Genomic DNA, 19,683 nt, shown 5'->3' on the forward strand with positions numbered 1-19,683 from the left:
CGAACGGCACAGTCGGCGGTTGCCTACGGTCGCACGACAATATAGGCGAGGTGTTTCGGCGTTCCTTTGCCACCTTGGCCATTCACACGAGTCGGAGTATTGAATCGGACGTTCAGCGCGTTACTGTCCCATTTCATTGTCACGTCCGCGGTGCGCTGAATGGAACCTGAAATTGCATCGACAACCTGTACAGACGGTTTTCCCGATGCAGGCGCTGCCAGACCGGGCACGTTCACCGTGTGCCATCCTGGTAGTGCCTCCACCTGTATGACGATTTGGTCATCAGAGCGCAAGGCGCTACCCGACGCATCCGGACTAAAGTCCAGCTTTTGCGGAAAGCGTGACAGCACGCCTCCAACGGTCTGATTCAACACGATCAGACTTTGGCCCGACACGTTGAAGGCTTGTGGCGGCCCGCGGCGTGTAAGCCGGAAGGACTCTACGCCTTCCCAGTGATACACCATCGAGACGTACTTGTCCCGGTTGTCCCAGTTCCGGTCGAGCGCCCACACGGCAAACTGAAAGAAGTAAGTCGGCAAGTAGTGAGTGTCGATCATGTAACGGTCGCCGATCTCGGTCTGCCACAAGCCACGCGCTGGCCCCCGTTTTATATAACGGTCGTAGAGATCGTCGAAAGCATTGATCCAAAGATAGTGCGTGTCGAGATAGTCGACGCAATCGAGCATCCGCTCGTTGTACTTCGGACTCTTGTACTCGAGCCACTGAATGTAAGTTTCCAGGCCGCCCTGGTCCGGCCAGCCGCCGTACACGACATACGCGCCGTGGCGGCGGATAATCCGCGCCGCGGGAATGTGGATCTTCTCGACATAGTCCTGCATCGCCTGCTCATACGGACCCTTGTCCGGGTCCCTGATACCCGTTTTAGTCACTCCATGCCAGAACGATGCCTGCGGCGAGCCGCCCGAAAGTTTCCCCGCCGCTTCATTCCATATCTGGAAAAACCGGACGTTGTACGGCGGCTTCGAGTATTTGCTAACCACGGCTTCTACATAGCGTTCCCATGGCTTCACGTCGACGGGCGCCGATTTGCTGTCGCCCCGCACGCTCGCATTCCAGAGCGCCGTATAGGCGAGTAGCAGCAGCGTGCGGATTCCATTCCGGTTGTTATGGAGGATAAGAGGCCCAAGGTCGACGTTGTTGTCATTCTCCGTCTTGTCGACACGCATTATGTCCGAGGGGCCATTGGGCTGGCCCGGTCCAACGGGTCCGCGTCCAAAGGTGAGGCCCATCTTCTTCCACATAGCCGTATCGATAGGCGAGCCGGCCCAGCCATTAGAACCCATCATGTCAGTGATTCTTGGCCCGGCAAACGGCGTTTCTGAAGCGCGGCGTGTCGCCGCGGATGCGACTGCCGGCCATAGCCCCTCCAACGACGTGCAACCAAGCGCCGCCAAAGTCCGAAGTGCGAGTCGTCTGCCATCGTTCGTCTTGTAGTGCATAAGCGTCACCTGAGGTCAAAGCTTGGAGTTGCGTCGGCACTATTGGCCGACATTCTTTTGCGATTGTGAGGATACCGTGCTGCCTGCGAATCCTGTCTAAACGGGCCAAAACTGGCGCTCTAATGGCCTAATTGGCCGAATAAAGTTCGACTGATCCGGAGATCCGTGCGAGTCCGAGCCAAGGCAACATCGACGCTACTTTTTCATAACCATTAATTCGTCAAAATTTACCATGCACCCGGGCTCCGTCGGAGAGCTTCCCGTCATAACGACGAGGTGGTCGTCACGCAGGTCCGGTTCCCAATTCATTTCAGAAGACGGCAATGCGATCTGGCGCTTGCCGCACGTCGCGCGTACCGAGGCGACTGCGTTGTTGTAGTGAGCGCCCTTCAGGGCGAGGTACCCCCCGACACTCACGAGAGCGAGGGTCGAGTTCACGAGGCCCAAAGCAATTACTACTCTGAATAACCTACGGTTTGATGAGAAGCCCGCAACCACCAGAAACGGAACGACATAGAACATTGGCACGTAGCGCGCCCACCACGATTGCGGATGACTGAGAACAAGTACCAGGGTTGCAAGCAGATATATCTTTACGGCATCGGCGTTCTTCCTTCGCCAGAAGAAGGAAGCCAGACAGGCGATCAGCATAATTCCGAAGAGCGGACCGAAGCCTGCAAAACGCATATCGGCCGTATGCATCGCGATGAATGCATCGCGCATTTGGGCCTTTGTGGGCGCGAAGATGGGCTCCGCTTCGCGGCATGAATTGCAGTTAAACGGTACGGAGAAATATGATAGGAGCAGCCTGTGCAACGGGTTCATGGCAAGAAAATGCGGCGATGCCTTCTCTTCCATCACGTCCACCTTATCCTTACCGAGAACGGGATAGAAGATGTGCTTCCCGGCAACGACGTTTTCAACGTACGGTGAGTAGCCGACGATTGCGACAGCAACGAAAGACCAGATAACCAATTGACCGAATATGCCTTGGTACCGCCGAAAGAAGCTCGACCTTTCTCCGGTCACGATTGCCACCACAATGAACACGAATATGGATATCGATGCGAAGACAGGTCCCGTCAGCTTTGATGCTATCAGGAGCACGAGCGCGCCGCCGAGCTGTGCCTTCGAGTAAGGCAAGCGCTTGATGGCAAAGAGTAGATTGACGGAGAAAATGGTCCAGCAGTAGAAATGGGACGCGTCGACGTAAAACGTAGTAATTTGTCCGATCGCAACAGGATTGTAGATGCAGGTAGCGGCTCCCACCAGTGCGAGCCTGCTCGATATGCCTGCGGTCCGAAACAACTGCATTAAAGAATAAAGCGCAGGAACGCTAAGCAATAGAGTGAACGACTTCCCGCTGTTGAAGTGCCCCGTCAGGAGTTTTGCGGTGTATGCAAAGTATTCGAAAGACTTCGGATAGTGCAGAGCCCAGAAAACGCCTCCCGGTTCTCGCGCTCCCATGACGCCATTCAACGCGTGGTCAAGCATCAAGGGCGTGGCGAGGTGGTAATTCAGGCCGTCGTAACTGAACTCTCGCAAGTGACCAAATGCCCACAACACGACCGCGATGAATAGAGCCGACAGGATTGTCGTGCGCCACTGGGCCTTCGACAGATGGCCCCATAGGATTGCGCCAACCACAATAGAGAATCCGATGATGCCGGCCATGAGTGTGCGGTCGGTACCAGTGTTATACAAGATCGCTGCGTACAGTGACGAAGCGAATACAAAGACAACAATCTGGTCACTCAATTGAGTCCAACGTATATGCTCAAAGGTGCGTTTCATTGTCGTAGACATAGAATGGCCTTCTTCCGGGATTGAAAGAATCGTGCAATGATCGACCCACGCCTGCCAGAGTCTCGAGCAACTCGATCTACCGGGCTGACGGTCCGCGCCACAAAAACGATATGACGTGCCAGTTCAGTTCTGGTGATTAAGCGTGACGCTTGTCGTGCGCGTCCCTGATGGTGTCTATCGACAGATACGGCAGTGGCGAAACAACTCTGGCCGGTGCCGGGCGATGGAATTAGGTATCCAGATCGATTTTCGTCGTCGGCATCGAGTTGCTAACGTCCGCTGGAACCATGGGTTGATTATCAGGATTTTTACTATGAGGGACAAGGCGGAAGTCGTGTTCTATGGAGATACACGTGGTGCACATCTGCGCAAACACGTCCGTAAAACGCGCCTTCCACGATATCGGCCATTATCACCACAGTTCATGCCGCCGCTTGGCGAAGACGACCCAGCCAATGCTACGCTTGACGCGTTGAGAATGAGCCTGCATGAGCGTTACGCATCGTCGCCGCTCGATAAAAGTCATCATCCATCTCCGATGCACCCTCGAGCTAAACGAAGTCGCGTTATGAGTGTGATGGCCGCCAACTGAATACCGTCGACGCTGATTCGTCAAAAAGGCGTCTTTGGCGGGCGATCTTTCATGGTGATCGTGCGATGGTGCGTTCGCCTGTCTACCTGTCGGAGGACGCCGACAATAGCCGGATATCAACGGCGAACGTTCGTCGCTTTTCTTGCCTGATCTGGTGTTGATCAGATATTGATAACGATCGAGGTGACTATGATCGCTGTTCCTCTATGCGTTGATCTGGACGGCACTTTGACCGACAGCGACCTTCTTATTGAGTCGTTCCTTGCGCTCATAAAGCAAAACCCGCTATATCTGTTTCATTGCATCGCATGGCTGCTGCGCGGCAAAGGCTATCTGAAGGCTCAGATAGCTGCGCGTGTCACTATCGACGTCTCGCTCCTTCCTTACAACGCACGCCTCGTCGAGTTTCTGAAACAGGAGCGCTCTAGCGGCCGTGATCTTTATCTATGCACTGCCAGCGATCAACGGTTCGCTGAGCAGATTGCGTCGCACTTTGGTTTCTTCAAAGGCGTGATGGCAAGCAATGAAACGCACAATCTGTCCGGCACTAATAAGGCCGGAACCTTGACGGCGGAGTTTGGTGCGCATGGTTTCGACTATTGCGGTAATGCGCGCGCCGACGTGCCCGTATGGAAGCAGTCTCGCAAAGCGATAGTTGTCGGGGGTAAGAGCATTCAGGCCGCCGCGCAACGAGCGAATCAGGCAACCGTAATTTTCGACAGCAAGCGGTCATTCATCCGGTCGTCTCTCAAGGAGATGCGTGTCTATCAGTGGGTGAAGAACTTGCTGATCTTCGTCCCGCTACTTGCGTCGCATCGCTTCATGAATGTCGATGTACTCGTTGCTGACGGGATTGCGTTTCTTTCTTTCTGCTTCTGCGCGTCATCGGTGTACCTGCTGAACGACATGCTCGATCTTGATGCGGACAGGCGCCACAGCCGCAAGCGCCGGCGCCCGTTCGCTTCTGGAGAATTGCCGCTTTTGGCTGGCATTGGCCTGATGTTCGTCCTGCTGGCGGCGTCGGCGAGCCTGGCCATCATGCTGCCGACGCGATTCCAGCTTGCGCTAGCCGCGTATGTCGCGGTGACGCTCGCCTATTCGTTGCGCCTCAAGCGCGTGATGCTGGTAGACGTTTTCGTGCTGGCTGCGCTGTACACCGCCCGCATTGTGGCCGGCGGGGCGGCCGTGGACGTCGTGCTGTCGGACTGGTTGGTCATGTTTTCGGTGATGATCTTTCTCAGTCTGGCCATGGTGAAGCGCTACACGGAACTCGACAAGCTGCAGCGTGAAGGCAAGGACTGTGCCGCGGGCCGGGGCTACTTCACTGCGGACATGAGCATGGTGCGCTCGATGGGAACGGCAGCAGGCTACGTCGCGGTACTCATACTTGCTCTTTACATGAATTCAGCTGACGTGAACGTGCTGTATAGCCATCCGCACAGGCTGTGGATCCTGTTTTGCCTGCTGCTCTTCTGGATCAGCCGCGTCTGGATGGTTGCGTTCCGCGGTCAAATGCATGATGACCCGATAGTGTTCTCCATCAAGAACCGCGGGAGCCTATCGATCATCCTGCTCTGCCTGGTAGCAGTCGTTATTGCGATCTGAAATACGCGCAAGCATGTTGCAAGGTTCTTTCTCCTGGCCGGTGTGGTCAGGAACAAGTGCCTTGCACGGGATCTCGATCCTTGTCGAGGTTCCCTCATAGGGGCAGACGACCACTCAGTTGTTATCAATTCGCTCGCGAAGAATAAGCAAGAGACATCGCGGCTCACCTCAATCGCTGTGGCAACCTTCAGGCTGCAACAAAACGGGAAGTGCAATGGGCATGGCGACGGAGCAGGCGCATCCGCAACAAGCCGCCAGGTCGCCGACCACGATCTAAATACCCGCGTCGCTAGATTTCAGCAGCTGAAAAACCACATGGGTAGGGTTCGGTACGGCAGCAATCGGCGCACGTGAGTCGGGCGGGCACGACAACAGGCTTGCCGTATTCGGCGAAATGTCCCCGGGCGCCCGCGCGGCTTGTTCGCGAGCGCAACCGCCTTGCATGCGACCGTCCGCGCAGTGAGCGGGACCGGCGGCCAGCCAAACTGTTGGTGATCAGGAGCGATGGCGGAGTGTCGTCTTCGCGGGTCGCCGAGCATATTCGACCTCAGCGTTTACCCTTGATCCAACGGCGATTGCTAATTTTTGCGAAGCGTGGCCCACAAACAGCTGACTGTTAGTGCAGAGCGTCCGCCCCCGCGGTACGACGGACCTTCTTCTAAGTCATTGTTCTGACAGGGAACTGCGTGCCGTCGCGGTGTCCCATTATGAATCGCCACCTCGAACTTGAGCGAACAATTTTCGAAGTTCAGCGAATCTTGTCGAGATTCATTCAACTTTGAACTGTTAACATGGCTGGAATAAGGCTCTTCGGGCGTGCTGCTCAGGCAAGTTTGAGCCCAAAATCGATGATCTGGAAGATCCGTGTTTGCCGGGAATGCTACTTACAGGCAGGCGAATTGTTGCCGTCTCAAAGCGTTGTTAAGTGGAAGCGAAGATCGAAAATTTCGACGATCCTATTCCTTGTGAATGGATGTTCAAAGGCGTGTTAAGGGAATACTGAATTTCAGTTGCGGCAATCCGCCTCAGCGTCGGTCAGTCGCGGGCGTCATCGTCCAGGTTAGATCTATCTACGGGACCGGACGGAGACCCGGGCGACACCGTATGGCGGACAAACTGGCATAGAAGCCGACGTTCGAATGTCCGCCAGAGAGCGCGGTCGAGTGGCTGTAGATGGCCGGTCTCTGACTGACAGCGATGGCGGCACACTCCCCCCAACAGCCATTCAAAATCCTCTATACCGGCCGTTCGCAGCCGCTCGACATCGCTGCACGTTGCCTACAATTCTGGATCGGTGGCCCACTCATACCGCACGCCGCACGGTCGCCAGCGTTACGGCGGCGCCAAGCATCAGGAGCTGCGCGCCGCGCTCGTCGCGTTCATCACGATTGGCAAATGCGACGACCGAACGTGTGCCGTCATGGGCGATAAAGCGGAGAAGGTAAGGGCGGATTGCAGAAATATGTAAGGACTGCGAGGCGTTGAAGCTACGGACCCGCGCGAGTGCGACTGACGACATGGTGACTTCCTTGAGGTTCGTTGAATTGCCACCTATTGAGGTATTCGACCTGAAACTGGCCCGCTAGCTGCCCGCGCGTCGAAATCAGCGCATATTAACGGTGGTTGTATATCGCGGTCCGGTCGGCCATCGACACGACCGGGTGCCCTGCTTCCGAAGAGCCAGCTACCGCACCGCCGTAACCACTTGCTGCGCCGTTCTGCGCAGCCGCCTTGGCTTCTGCCGCCTGGATTTCAGCCGGATAGGTAGTGTGACCGTCGCCCACGTGATAGCCAGCCTTCTCGAGCTGGACGAGCTCGGCGCGCACCTGCGCACGGGTGACAGGCGCGTTCGATAGAGCGAACGAGACGGCCGGCGCGGCCAGGGCCGACGCGAGCGCAACGGCGGAAACGAGTGATCTGATGTTCATGGTGAAACCTCCAGTTATTGGTGTTGTCGGGTGCGAAACCGTTTATTGCGTTTGGTAAGCGCCGTCGCGGTGTGGCTGAGCCGGGCCGGTGTGCCGGGTGCTCAGACTGCAATGCTCGGGCGAGATACTTTTGGCAGCCTGCCCGCGCGTCCGAAGTCAAAAGGGGCATTAAGGGTGGTTGTACATCGCGTTCCAGTCCGCCTTCGACGCTGCCGGGCGCCCTGCTTCAGGCGAACCACTGACGACACCACCGTACCCACTTGCCGCGCCGTTCTGCGCCGCCACCCTGGCTTCGGCAGCCTGGATGCCAGCCGGGTAATCCGGGCTGTTGCCCATCCCCATGGCGGGGCGCCAGCCAGCCTTTTCAAGCTGGAGGAGTTCGGCGCGCACCTGCGCGCGCGTCACCGGCCCGTTCGATTGTTGAGCGAACGAGACGGCCGGCACGGCCAGGGCCGAAGCGAGCGCAACGGCGGGAATGAGTGACCTGAGCATAGTGAAACCTCCAGTTGTTGGCCGCGAAGGACGATTGTTAAGTGCCGGGGCAGTGTGCTGCGGCGACAATCGAGGTGAGTATAAACCCGTACTATTAACAGCATATAACTAATAGTTTATATCGATTGGATAGCCTGCTTCTAAACCCATCGAGAAGGTGCCTGCGGCGAACTCCGGATATCTGATAAGGCAGAGGATTTTTAGCGAAGCGCAGACGGCGGACCACGTCCGCATTGGCACGACGTACGGGCCGGCCGTGCTTCGCTAAAAATCCTTTGAGCTAAGCCGCTCCGCCGGCGTTTGCGGCTATGGGCATTGAATCGAAAGGCCTGCATGCGATGTTCTCGACGACAGGGTTCGTGGCGCCCGGGATGAACGGCCTGCGGACCGGTTCGAGGATGGGAGATCCGCACAACGCATGGGATGAACAGACGACGCAGGGTGCCGCAGGCGGCGGTAGGCGACGTCTGGCCGAGCGTGTCCACCGGCGCCGGCGGGACGTGCTGGAACCGATGTCGTTGTCGAGCGGACCGGAATTCATCGGGGACTCGCCGGTGGTGCTCGCGGTGACGCACCTGGTAGCAGACGCTCGATGCAGAGCATGCGACCGCGCGAACAGACGGGGCAGTCGTAGAGCGACCGGCCGGTGAGTTTCGCGTAGCGGTCACGATAGTCCGGTTCGGGCGCGGTGCGGCCTTCGCGGTCCGGCTCAACGTTGAGCAGATGACGGCATGCGGTCGGCCGGGATTCGCGCAGGCGATTGCTCCGCAGCCCATAGTGGCGGATGCGTTGCAGTCCGCGCGGAAGAATGTGTAGCAGGAAGCGCCGGATGAACTCGAGCGGGGGCAACTGCATTACGCGCGGCTTGTCTGGTCTGCGATAGTCCTTCCAGCGAAACGTAACGCGAGCGTCGGTCAGGCTGACGAGGCGGTTGTTGGAGATCGCGACTCGGTGCGTATAGCGGCCGAGATAGTCGAGAACCTGTTGCGGACCGCCGAACGGCTGCTTGGCATAGACGACCCACTCGGCGTGCCGCGGACCCGTAAGGTAGCGGGCGAATTGAGCGGGCTCGGACAGATGCGTCAACGCGGAGAAGAACCGCAGTTCGCCTGTGTCGAAGGCATGCTGCAACCGCTCGAGGAACAGTCGCCGGAACAGACGCGAAAGCACGCGCACGGGCAGGAAGAAACCGGGCTTGCAGGCTACCCACCGGCGGGCGTCGGGCGTCAGCCCGCCACCGGGCACGACGCAGTGCAGATGGGGATGGCGCACCAGATTCTGGCCCCACGTGTGCAGGATCGCGATGAAACCGATGGTTGCGCCGAGATGGCGCGGATCGGCGGCGATCGTTGCAACGTTTCGGCAGTCGCCTGAAACAGGATGTCGTAGACAACCCGCTTGTTCTGGAAGCCGATCGACGCGATCTCTTGGGGAAGCGTGAAGACAACGTGGAAATACGGCACGGGCAGGAGGTCAGCCTGGCGGTCGTCGAGCCATTGCGCGCGGGCAAGCGACTGGCACTTCGGACAGTGCCGGGTACGCAGCAGCGAACAGCTCTCACAGTCAAACTGGCTCGCCCGATAGATTATCGTGTCAGCCTTCGTGACTCGCGAGCGCGGATTTCTGAACTTGCGCCGATCACTGCGTAGTGCGTGCCCGGTGGGGCAGCGATATTCATTGGCCAGTTCATCCCATTTGAACTCGCTGCTGGACAATGTATCGTCCTTGCGTGCGGTTTTATCCCAGACCGGAACATGTGGTGCAATTTCCTTCTCTTCGATCAGCCAGGCAAGCATCGCCGCTGAGCCATACGCGGTGTCGCCTGCAAGACGTCGAGATTTGAGATCATGCCGCCGCTCAACGCGGTCAATCATCGTCCTGGTTGATTCCGCTTCGTGCGACCGGTTCGTGGGCGTCGCCTCGACGTCCACGATGATCCCTGCCCGCAGGTCAATAAGATAATTAGTGGAGTAGGCGAAGAACGGCAAGCCGCCCTTCGCGGCTGTCCAGCTCGCGGCGGGATCCGTCAAAGATACCTTCTTTGGAGGCGTCGATGTCTCTACCTTCTCCGCCACTTCGGTGCTTGCCGGATTAGCTTCTTCCAACAACATGCGGATCATGAGCTCCGGATCAATCGATGGCCGTCCCATCGGACTGTAGTACGGCGCGAGATGCCGGCGTAGATCACTCAGATCCAGGAAGTGATCGATGCCTCTCAACAGGTGCTCGCGAGGGACGCGATTATCGAGGTTGAACGAGTAGAAGAGTTTGTCCTGTCCGCTGCCCAGTTGACCCATCATGACGAATCACTCCGGTCGATCGATGTCTTCCAGGATACCCAACAATCTCCACAGCGGGCGACTTTATCAACATCCTCACCAAAATGCTTGCCGCCAACATTTCCCGTCCCCTGTCACCGGCTATGCAAACTCGGGCTACCCCCACCGCCTACTCGCCTTAGCGTCTTCAATCGACGATACAGCGTGCGCTCGCTCATCCCGAGGTGGGCGGCAAGGGCGCCGCGTGTACCTGAAAAACCCTCCACCAGCCGTACAAGTTCACGATCCGTGAGCTCGCCGCGCGCCGACAGCGACGTCGGGCCCGCGTCGCTCTCCCAATGCGCCGGCATTCCCGCCACTATGTCATGCGGCAGGTGCTCGATCCGGATCACCCCATCGCCGGCCAGCAGGCACGCCCGGTCGAGCACGTTACGCAGTTCCCGAATATTGCCTGGCCAGGACCAGGCATGCAGTTTCTCGAGAGCGTCTGGCTCGACGCTGAACTTGCGGCCGGCAATAGCGCCTGCCGCACCTTGCGCGCTACCAATACGCTGCAGTATCGAATCGACGAGCAGCGCGATGTCGTCCGGCCGCTCGCGCACCGCCGGCAGGTGAATCGGAAATGCGCTGATGCGGTAGTAGAGGTCCTGGCGGAATCGACCGTCGTTGATCATTTCCCGCACCGGTTGGTGCGTCGCCGCCACCAGTCGGAAATCCGCGCGTAGGGTCTCGATGCCGCCGACCCGCCGGAACGTGCCGGATTCGATGAGGCGTAGCAGCTTGACCTGCATCGACAGCGGCACATCGCCTATCTCGTCGAGAAACAGCGTTCCCCCTTGCGCGGTCTCGACCAGACCGGGTTTGCGCGTGGCGGCGCCGGTGAACGCGCCTTTTTCATAGCCGAAGAGTTCGCTCTCGAACAGGGTCTCCGTGATGCCGGAGCAGTCGACGACGACAAAAGCGTGTTGTGCGCGCTGGCTTGCCTCATGAAGGGCACGCGCGAACAGTTCCTTGCCGGTTCCGGATTCCCCGAGCAACAGGACCGGCAGCGTCGAAGGCGCAACGCGATGCAACGCCGAGATCGCCTCGTTGAACGCCGCCGATCGACCGACCAGCCCTTCCGCGCTCGGCTTGGCGGATGCGCCGCGTACCGTGGAGAGCTTCTCGACATACGCAACCACCTCCCGCTGCGAATTAAATATCGGGCGCAACTCGACATCGACATGCTCAGGCCCGCGAGGCGTGTGATGAATGTGGAGCACGCGGTCGGGGCCACGGAGCTCAAACGCCCGCTTCATTGGACAGTGCTCGCCCGCCTGGTCGCACGGCACGTCGTAGTGATGCGAGACCTGATAGCACTTGCGGCCCACATCAGGCTGGCTGGCGACGCCGAACTGACGTTGATAAGCGGTATTGGCAGCAAGGATGCGGTACTCGGGATCGAGCACGATCATGGGTTGAGCGTCGTGCTCCAGGTACGACACGAGGGCGTCGACATGCAGCGCTTGAGGCGACCCGGCGGAGGTCTTTGCGAGGGGTGTGATGGGTATGAACGGCTTAGGGGATTTCATGGCGGCGGCTCCAGTAGACGTCACTATACGTCGACCCTGCCAAGGCTGCCATCCCTGCCACCTGACTGCCTCGAATGGCAGCCTTCAACCCCAGACGACCGCTCCACGAGCTGCGGCGACGCCCGATGGGATAGAAACGTTGATTAAAATCAAAGTGTTAGCTAATTTCATCAATTGCGAGCGACGTGGCACGGTTCTTGTTTGGACTGGCGGCCTGTTTCGCAAAATCCATTCGTTTAGGGAGAGGAAGTTGAATACCACGAGCCCCATGCTGGTCGAAGGTTTCTTCGACCCCGGTACCTGCACGGTCAGCTACCTGTTGCTGGATGTCCGCACCGGCGACTGTGCACTGATCGACAGTGTCCTCGACTATGACTCGAAGTCAGGCCGCACCTCCACGACGACAGCCGACAAGCTCATCTCTCGCGTCCACGAACTTGGCGTGAAGGTCCAGTGGCTTCTCGAAACCCACGTGCACGCCGACCATCTGTCCGCCGCGCCCTACCTCAAGGAAAGACTCGGCGGAAAGATTGCGATTGGCGCGCAGGTGACCCGCGTGCAGGACGAGTTCGGCAAGCTGTTCAACGCCGGTTCGAGATTCGCGCACGATGGCAGCCAGTTCGATCACCTGCTCTCCGACGGCGAAACATTCGTGCTCGGAGCGTTGCAGGCGCGCGCCATCCATACCCCGGGCCATACGCCGGCCTGCATGACCTATGTAGTCAGCGACGGCGCGCAGACCGCTGCCTTTGTCGGCGACACCCTGTTCATGCCCGACTACGGTACCGCGCGCTGCGACTTTCCCGGCGGCGACGCCCGTACGCTGTACCGGTCAATCAACAAGGTGTTGAGCCTGCCGGCGGACACGAAACTGTATATGTGCCACGACTACCAGCCCGGCGGTCGGCCTTTGCAGTTTGTCAGCACGGTAGCTCAGGAACGCGAACACAACGTCCATATCCGCAACGGTATCGGCGAGGAAGCTTTCGTGGCGATGCGCACCGCGCGCGACGCGACACTTAACATGCCTGTGCTGATGCTGCCGTCAGTACAGGTCAACATGCGCGCCGGACATATGCCCGATCCGGAAGATAACGGAGTGCTGTATCTCAAGATTCCCCTCAACGCAATCTGAGGCGGCGCACGTGATTCTTGGAAGCAACAGGAGAAGTAAATGGACTTCAAGAAACTGACGGCCGAACTGGCCGTGTCGCAGCAGGTTGCCGCATCCGACCTGCATGCAATCAAGGCCGCAGGCTTTCGCGCGGTCGTCTGCAATCGTCCCGACGGCGAAGGTTCCGACCAGCCGAGCTTCAGCGAGATCGAGGCGGCGGCCCGAGAGCTGGGTATCGAGGCCCATTACCTGCCCGTCGAGTCCGGCAAGGTCGGCGATGGCGACGCGGCGCAGTTCGGCGAACTGATGCAAGCACTGCCCACGCCGGTGCTCGCCTATTGCCGTACCGGGACGCGTGCCGCGACGCTGTGGGCGCTGTCCGAAGCGCCCCGCGGGACGCTGCCAGACATCGTCGCCGCAGCCAGGGCAGCAGGTTATGACCTGTCCGCGCTGGCGCGGCGTATTGCCAACGGCGGCAAGGTGCCCGTCGAAGTAGCCGTGGCCAGTCACGACATCGTGATCATCGGCGCCGGCGCCGCCGGCGTGGCGGCAGCCTCAAGCCTGCTCGCGCGCGACCGCAACCTCGACATCGCCATCATCGACCCGGCCGGCGTCCACTATTACCAGCCAGGCTGGACCATGGTCGGAGCCGGTGTGTTCGATCCTGAGACGACCGCCCGCGATATGGCCGCCGTGCTGCCGCGCCAGGTGCACTGGATCAAGGCCGCGGTGGCTGCGTTCGAGCCGGAAAAGAATGCGGTCGTACTCGAAGGATGCCGGGTGGTGAGCTACAGGCAGCTCATCGTCTGTCCAGGGCTAAAGCTCGACTGTCATGCCATCGATGGCCTGTCTGAAACACTGGGACGGAATGGAGTGACGTCCAACTATCGCTACGATCTCGCTCCCTATACCTGGCAGCTCGTGCGCGAACTCAAGGGCGGCCGCGCGTTATTCACCCAGCCACCGATGCCGATCAAATGCGCCGGGGCGCCGCAAAAGGCAATGTATCTGTCGTCGGATCACTGGCGGCGTACAGGCCGGCTCGAGCAGATCGATGTTCAGTTCTTCAACGCCGGCACGGTGTTGTTCGGCGTGGCCGACTATGTCCCGGCATTGATGGAGTACGTCAAGCGTTACGACATCGCGCTGAACTTCGGCTTCAACCTGAGTGCGATAGACGGCCCCGGCAAGCGCGCTATTTTCAGGCGCACGCTCGAGAACGGCAGCGTGGAATCGGTGACCCATGAGTTCGACATGATCCACGTGGTGCCGCCACAGAAGGCCCCGGACTTCATCCGCGTCAGCCCGCTGGCCGATAAGGCGGGCTGGATCGACGTCAACCCGGCGACGCTGCGCCACAAGACCTACTCAAATGTCTTCGCGCTCGGCGATGCCGCGAACACGCCCAATGCGAAAACAGCCGCCGCCGCGCGCAAACAGGCACCCGTCGTCGCCCACAACGTGCTTGCCGCCCTCGGGAAGGTCCGGGGCGAGGCAGCGTACGACGGTTATGGATCATGCCCGCTGACCGTCGAACGCGGCAAGATCGTGCTCGCGGAATTCCTTTATGGCGGGAAGGTCGCGCCGACGCTGCCGACCTGGCTGATCGACGGCAAGCGCCCGTCGCGCCTCGCGTGGCTACTGAAGGAGCGTATCCTGCCGCCGCTTTACTGGCAGGGGATGCTCAAGGGGCGCGAGTGGATGGCGCAGCCTGAACTCGTGGGCTAACGCAGCGTCGCCAACAACCTGTCGGATTTTTCATGCTAACTTCACTTCTCCTCGGCGCCATCGTTGGCGCGGTGCTCGGCCTGACCGGCGCCGGCGGCGGCATCCTGGCCGTTCCGGCGCTGGTGGCCGGCATGGGCTGGCCGATGCAGCAGGCGACACCGGTTGCGCTGGTTGCCGTGGCGGGCAGCGCCGCGATCGGCGCGCTTGAGGCATTCCGGCAGCGGCTCGTCCGTTACCGCGCCGCGTTGTTCATGGCCGCGGCGGGTGTGCCGCCGCCCACGCGTTGCCGCAGCGCGTCCTATTGGCGCTGTTTGCGACCGTCATGCTGGTGGTGGCCGGAAGGCTGTTATCACAAGCTTTGCGGCGCGGACACCCGGACAGCGCGGACTCGCGGTTTTGCGTCGGCCATATCAACCCGGACACCGGGCGGCTGATCTGGTCGTGGACGACTGGAGCAGCACTCGCGGCGACCGGCGCATTGACCGGACTCATGACGGGACTGCTCCGGGTGGGCGGCGGCTTCATCATCGTGCCCATGCTGCGCAAGCTGACCAACGTGTCGATGCATGGGATCGTCGCCACGTCGCTGATGGTGATCGCGCTGGTCGGCAGCGGCGGTGCCGTTGCGACGGTCCTGCACGGCGCGCCGTTGCCGCTCGACCTGACGCTGTGGTTCAGCGTGGCAACGGCCGCCGGCATGATGACCGGGCGGCTGCTCTCGCATCGTCTCTCCGCGCAGCACGTGCAGGTGGGCTTCGCGGGGGTCTTGATCTGCGTGGCGCTCGGGATGATGGTGAAGGCCGGGCTAGGCGGATGACTCTCGTTGGCCACATTTTGGCGCAACCGGCATAGACGAATGCGCTCAATCCAGTTAAATCAATTAAGAGCCGAAGACAAGCGGGTTCGATAGCGTACGGCCATCCTCGCCGGTCTGCGCTTCGATTCGGGCTTACTCAGGCGCGTCGCACGGGGGCTTTACCACCCCTGATTCCAACCGTTGTGCACCCGTAGTGAAATCGCAATCAACCATGTACAAAGTCAAAACTTTCGTAGCTACCGCAGCGCTCGCTGCGGCTTCATTGTCCGTCCATGCAGGCACGATGGATTCACCTGGCTTCTGGACGACGCCGACCGTTCACGACTACGGCAAGATGCACTTTCTGCCGAACGGTGCTTTCAAGCCGCAGCCGGGTCACACCTACAAGGTGGTCTTCTCGTTGACGCAGGGGGCCAAGAACCCCGATGAGGTGAGTCCAGCGCTTGATCACGTGGCGCGCGCCGTGAATCTCTACGTGGCGTCGGGCGTGCCGTTGAGCCGGCTTAAATTTGTCGCGGTCGCTTCTGGCTCGGCCACATCGCTGGTGCTCGACGACGCCCACTACCGTGCCCAGTTCGGAGTTCCCAACCCCAATCTGCCGTTGATCGCGGAACTGAGGAAGGACGGCATCACGATCGCGGTGTGTGGCCAGGCGATGGCGGAACACCACTTCGAGTATGACTGGATCGACACCAGGGTAACGCTTTCGTTGTCCGCGCTGACCACCGTGACAACCCTGCAGCAAGCCGGTTACGCGCTAATGCCGCTCTGACCACCCGGCGCGCTGGATGTATCAGGGGCAGCACATCGTTCGATGTCGCTGTTCCCTGAATCCGTAGTTGTTAGGTCGTCCTCGCAGCGGGGGAGCAAACGACCGTTATGGCCGATGATGCAACTTGAATCATCGGCAACCGAACGGCCGTTTGCCATGGCGGAGCGGACGCCCCAATGTCCAAATGACGATGCAGGCGAACGACGCTTCCTGGCCGATTGGGCGAAGTCACCAACGGCCGCTGATTGGCCCTCCACTTCGCAAAACTTGGATTTGACTGACTGACCGGTTCGGAGAAAGTTATCTAACCGGAGTGGGTCGAAGAGCGACCGCTGCCGGGCGCGCACAATCGATCTCCCTTCATTGAACAGGAGGTTGACATGGATACGCTTAATTCTTCAGGCACTCGTCGGGTGCCGTGGAACAAAGGAAGGCTGACTGGCCAGAAGCCGCCGTTGAAGCTGCGCGAAATTTGGGCGATTCGGACGAGGCTTCAGATGTCATCGAACGTTCGCGAACTGGCACTGTTCAATCTCGCAATCGACAGCAAGCTCCGGGCATGCGATCTGACGCGACTTCAGGTGCAGGACATCTGTATGGGAAGCCACGTGGTCTCGCGAGCGACCTTCATGCAGCAAAAAACGCAACGACCGGTGCAGTTCGAAATCACTGAGCAGACTCGGCAACGCGTCGCGGCCTGGATTTCGGCGCGGGGGCTCAAGCCCGCCGATTATTTGTTCCCGAGTCGGCTGCACGCGTCAGCGCACGTGTCGACGCGCCAGTACGCTCGCATCGTGCATCGATGGGTCGCGTCAATCGGACTGGACGATGCTGCGTACGGCACTCACACGATGCGCCGCACGAAGGCATCGTTGATCTATCGGCGCACGAAGAACCTGCGCGCAGTTCAGCTCCTCCTAGGCCATACCACGCTTGAAAGTACGGTGCGTTACCTCGGGATTGAGGTGGACGATGCGCTCGAGATGGCCGAGCAAACGCAGGTTTGACAGACCATGACCGGCGAGCGGGCGCTTGCCGGGCCACAAGGGGACATTCGGATCTATCGTCGCCTCGACGCTCAAGCGTCGCCTGCGCACCCGCAAACAGCCCTTCCTCTCAAAGTTGACCGAGGCCTCGCAAAACGCACGCGGCCATCGCTGACTCAAATTTTTGAGTCAGCGAGACCTTCGCTCCCGATAGCGACACATCTCCCACCAGGCCAGCATTGGTCATCATGATGGCATTGACGGGTGAGGTCGCCGTTGTGGTATCGAGCGAACCGTTCGCGCCGACTTTCGCCACCGCGACTCGCCCTTGTCGGCGGAGCTTGCCATGCGAGGATTGCTAAGCCCGAATCAATACTTATTCACTGGGCTATTCTCACAGCTTTGGCGTCGCGGGACATCTCGCCAGCATTGCTGTGTTGCTGCCGTATGCCAATGCAAACCTGACGGGGAATGTAGCAGGCGTGCGTGGCCAGGCTTGGCGTTCGGGGCTAGGCGATGTACGGTTCCGGATTGCCGCGAATCTGTTGGGTGGTCCCGCGCTCACGCCAGAGGAATTTGCCCAACGTAGCCCGAACACCATACTGGGTGCCAGCCTGAGCGTGGTGGCGCCGACCGGCCAATATCAGTCCGCCCGTATTATCAATGTGGGTTCGAACCGATGGGCGTTCAAACCTGAGCTCGGATTGTCCCAGCCAGTTGGCAACTGGTTTGTAGAAGGCGCCGCTGCGGTGTGGGTGTTCACCGACAATACAGACTTTTTTGGTGGCAAGCGACGAAGCCAGGCTCCGCTGGCCGTGTTCCAATGGCACGGAGGCTACACGTGGCGGCCCGGACTGTGGATTGCCGCAGACGTTACGTATCTCACGGGCGGCCGGACCAGCATCAATGGAGTCCAGAACCACGATCTGCAAAGCAGTACTCGCTATGGGATCACGTTGTCGGTTCCTCTTGCTGCACAATGGTCAACGAAACTCGCATGGTCGCGTGGGTTATCGACACGCATCGGCGGAAATTTCCAGACCGTCGCGGTCGCGCTCCAATACGGTTGGTTCGATCGCTGACTGAACGTGGAAACAGTGTTCGCCGCCATTTCAAGCCACGGCGGGCGGCTTCCCGGCTTGTGGGTGGTAGATCCACGTCGAGCTTGTCTCTGATGTCCAACAGGCGCTGGAACCAGGGGACGCATGATGATCCGTCCCGGGGCGGCGACAACCGGCCAACCACCGTGTGCGGCAGAAAAAGATTGTGTGGAGTTCATTTGGATATTCAGATTGGCTTCACGTCCTTCTCCGCCGACTGCGCGAACGACACATCTATCGCGCAAATCGTCGCCTCGGGCGTGCGCGACGCACTCACGGTTTTGGCAGAGGGAACCTTGCCAGATTAGCAGCTCAAGCGATGCCCTGTGTGCTTGTCCTGTTAGCGGATTCGCCGATCAAGTGTCCACAGCGGCGGCGGCGGTAATGGCCGTTGACACTCACATCACTGCCGTTGAGGTGGTCCGGGGCCGATAACCGGAGAGGTCCGGTACGGCCGACCGCCGAGGACAGCACCCCCGCCCAGGAGCGGACGTTGGTCCATGCTTTCATGCTGACATTCGAGCGTCGGCTCCGTCCCGGCCTGCGGTCACCGCCGGCCGTGCCGCGAGGCGACCGCGATCAGTATCCGGGCGGCGGCGGAACTGGCGTGTACACCACGCCGCTGCTCCCATATCCTGCAGCGTACCAGGTCGTGCCGCACTTATAGTACGTCGCCTCCTTAACGGCGACGGGGGCTACGTTGCACGGCGGCGCGACGGGTGCGGGTGTGGGCGCAGGCGAAGCGACGACGACGGTGGTAGTGGGCGCGGGTGGCGGTGTGGTTGCGGCAGCGGCCGCACCGACCACCATTGCCCCGGCCACAAATCCGGCCGCCGCAGAGCCGCTGTCCCAGTCCGAGTTGGAGCAGTTGTTGCAATTGCCATTGTAGTTGTTCTGCACGTTGGTCACGTTCGTAGCACGCGTGTTCTGCATCTCCTTAGCGGTGGATTGACGCGCGCTCTGATTTTGGCTGCTCGTTTGTGCCGCCGCGGTCTGTCGCGCGCTCTGGTTCTGGCTCGACGTAGCCTGGCGCTGCGCCTGGTTCCCGCCAACATCCTTGATCGTCAAAATCCGATCAGTGGGCAGCGGCGGCTATGTGAGCGCGCGCGCCTACGTTGTTAACAAGAATGGCATTCATCCGGTGGCCACGGTAGGCGACCAGCAACCGCAAACCGATGTTGTGGCTGCTCTGAAAAAGCAACTGGCGACGAGATCGAAGTCACGCGCCGGCTTATCGACCAACTGAAAAGATGGGACCGGTCACAAGGCGAAGACGATCTGACGCATGCTGACTATAAGTCTCGCTAGAAAAACGTCGTCGAACGGCACACATGAATGGCTTGCAGGTTTCGGCAAACTGCGTGTCCGCTTCGTGGCAACCGTCACGCCCAAGTGACAGCATGACAGCGAACCCCGGACTATCTATAGGGTCC

Annotated in this window: 16 protein-coding genes and 2 pseudogenes; 9 read left to right on the top strand and 9 right to left on the bottom strand. The window is 59.8% G+C overall.

Features of this window, described 5'->3' with window-relative positions; all coding sequences use genetic code 11:
* Positions 1 to 23 precede the first annotated feature (23 nt).
* Together RW095_RS38160 and RW095_RS38165 are read right to left on the bottom strand one after the other, a co-directional pair.
* On the bottom strand, positions 24 to 1,460 hold the full coding sequence (locus RW095_RS38160) for a hypothetical protein (protein WP_394365176.1): 1,437 nt from the start codon (positions 1,458 to 1,460) through the stop codon (positions 24 to 26).
* A gap of 195 nt (positions 1,461 to 1,655) precedes the next feature.
* Positions 1,656 to 3,134, bottom strand: a complete 1,479-nt coding sequence (locus tag RW095_RS38165) for a hypothetical protein (protein ID WP_317020827.1) — start codon at positions 3,132 to 3,134, stop codon at positions 1,656 to 1,658.
* 355 nt (positions 3,135 to 3,489) lie between these two features.
* On the opposite strand from RW095_RS38165, the gene RW095_RS38170 reads away from it, so the two are divergent.
* Both RW095_RS38170 and RW095_RS38175 read left to right on the top strand, forming a co-directional pair.
* A complete protein-coding gene (locus RW095_RS38170) occupies positions 3,490 to 3,858 on the top strand; it encodes a hypothetical protein (protein WP_317020828.1) in 369 nt (122 codons plus the stop codon).
* 189 nt (positions 3,859 to 4,047) lie between these two features.
* On the top strand, positions 4,048 to 5,463 hold the full coding sequence (locus tag RW095_RS38175; RefSeq protein WP_317020829.1) for a UbiA family prenyltransferase: 1,416 nt from the start codon (positions 4,048 to 4,050) through the stop codon (positions 5,461 to 5,463).
* Positions 5,464 to 6,766: 1,303 nt separating this feature from the next.
* Here RW095_RS38175 and RW095_RS38180 read toward each other — a convergent pair.
* From RW095_RS38180 to RW095_RS38205, 5 genes and pseudogenes are all read right to left on the bottom strand, one after another.
* Complete coding sequence (locus RW095_RS38180; RefSeq protein ID WP_317020830.1) at positions 6,767 to 6,982, bottom strand: hypothetical protein; 216 nt, start codon at positions 6,980 to 6,982, stop codon at positions 6,767 to 6,769.
* Between the two features lie 94 nt (positions 6,983 to 7,076).
* Positions 7,077 to 7,385 (bottom strand): DUF4148 domain-containing protein, encoded by a 309-nt coding sequence (locus RW095_RS38185; protein ID WP_317022816.1) that lies wholly within the window; start codon positions 7,383 to 7,385, stop codon positions 7,077 to 7,079.
* Positions 7,386 to 7,559: 174 nt separating this feature from the next.
* Positions 7,560 to 7,883 (bottom strand): DUF4148 domain-containing protein, encoded by a 324-nt coding sequence (locus tag RW095_RS38190; protein WP_317020831.1) that lies wholly within the window; start codon positions 7,881 to 7,883, stop codon positions 7,560 to 7,562.
* Positions 7,884 to 8,420: 537 nt separating this feature from the next.
* Positions 8,421 to 10,183 (bottom strand): annotated as a pseudogene (locus RW095_RS41790) (IS91 family transposase).
* A gap of 113 nt (positions 10,184 to 10,296) precedes the next feature.
* Complete coding sequence (locus RW095_RS38205) at positions 10,297 to 11,616, bottom strand: sigma-54 interaction domain-containing protein (RefSeq protein WP_394365177.1); 1,320 nt, start codon at positions 11,614 to 11,616, stop codon at positions 10,297 to 10,299.
* A gap of 385 nt (positions 11,617 to 12,001) precedes the next feature.
* Here RW095_RS38205 and RW095_RS38210 point away from each other — a divergent pair, with 385 nt between their 5' ends.
* The 5 genes and pseudogenes from RW095_RS38210 to RW095_RS38230 all read left to right on the top strand — a co-directional run bounded on the left by RW095_RS38210 (position 12,002) and on the right by RW095_RS38230 (position 17,171).
* A complete protein-coding gene (locus tag RW095_RS38210; protein ID WP_317022818.1) occupies positions 12,002 to 12,868 on the top strand; it encodes an MBL fold metallo-hydrolase in 867 nt (288 codons plus the stop codon).
* A 39-nt stretch (positions 12,869 to 12,907) separates the two neighbouring features.
* Positions 12,908 to 14,575 (top strand): TIGR01244 family sulfur transferase, encoded by a 1,668-nt coding sequence (locus tag RW095_RS38215; RefSeq protein ID WP_317020833.1) that lies wholly within the window; start codon positions 12,908 to 12,910, stop codon positions 14,573 to 14,575.
* A gap of 32 nt (positions 14,576 to 14,607) precedes the next feature.
* Positions 14,608 to 15,392, top strand: a pseudogene (locus tag RW095_RS38220) (sulfite exporter TauE/SafE family protein).
* Positions 15,393 to 15,675: 283 nt separating this feature from the next.
* Positions 15,676 to 16,164 (top strand): DsrE family protein, encoded by a 489-nt coding sequence (locus tag RW095_RS38225; RefSeq protein WP_317020834.1) that lies wholly within the window; start codon positions 15,676 to 15,678, stop codon positions 16,162 to 16,164.
* Between the two features lie 380 nt (positions 16,165 to 16,544).
* Complete coding sequence (locus tag RW095_RS38230) at positions 16,545 to 17,171, top strand: tyrosine-type recombinase/integrase (RefSeq protein ID WP_317020835.1); 627 nt, start codon at positions 16,545 to 16,547, stop codon at positions 17,169 to 17,171.
* Positions 17,172 to 17,280: 109 nt separating this feature from the next.
* Here RW095_RS38230 and RW095_RS38235 read toward each other — a convergent pair whose 3' ends face one another.
* Positions 17,281 to 17,466, bottom strand: a complete 186-nt coding sequence (locus RW095_RS38235; RefSeq protein ID WP_449406543.1) for a hypothetical protein — start codon at positions 17,464 to 17,466, stop codon at positions 17,281 to 17,283.
* A gap of 67 nt (positions 17,467 to 17,533) precedes the next feature.
* On the opposite strand from RW095_RS38235, the gene RW095_RS38240 reads away from it, so the two are divergent.
* Positions 17,534 to 18,232, top strand: a complete 699-nt coding sequence (locus RW095_RS38240; protein ID WP_394365231.1) for a transporter — start codon at positions 17,534 to 17,536, stop codon at positions 18,230 to 18,232.
* Between the two features lie 597 nt (positions 18,233 to 18,829).
* On the opposite strand, the gene RW095_RS38245 is transcribed toward RW095_RS38240, so the two are convergent.
* Complete coding sequence (locus RW095_RS38245) at positions 18,830 to 19,183, bottom strand: hypothetical protein (protein ID WP_317020837.1); 354 nt, start codon at positions 19,181 to 19,183, stop codon at positions 18,830 to 18,832.
* Between the two features lie 124 nt (positions 19,184 to 19,307).
* On the opposite strand from RW095_RS38245, the gene RW095_RS38250 reads away from it, so the two are divergent.
* Positions 19,308 to 19,496: a PliI family lysozyme inhibitor of I-type lysozyme gene (locus tag RW095_RS38250; RefSeq protein ID WP_317020838.1), complete on the top strand. Its 189-nt coding sequence runs from the start codon at positions 19,308 to 19,310 to the stop codon at positions 19,494 to 19,496.
* The last annotated feature ends 187 nt before the right edge of the window (positions 19,497 to 19,683 follow it).

Origin of the sequence: Paraburkholderia kirstenboschensis, assembly GCF_032806925.1 — a bacterium.
Taxonomy (GTDB): domain Bacteria; phylum Pseudomonadota; class Gammaproteobacteria; order Burkholderiales; family Burkholderiaceae; genus Paraburkholderia; species Paraburkholderia kirstenboschensis.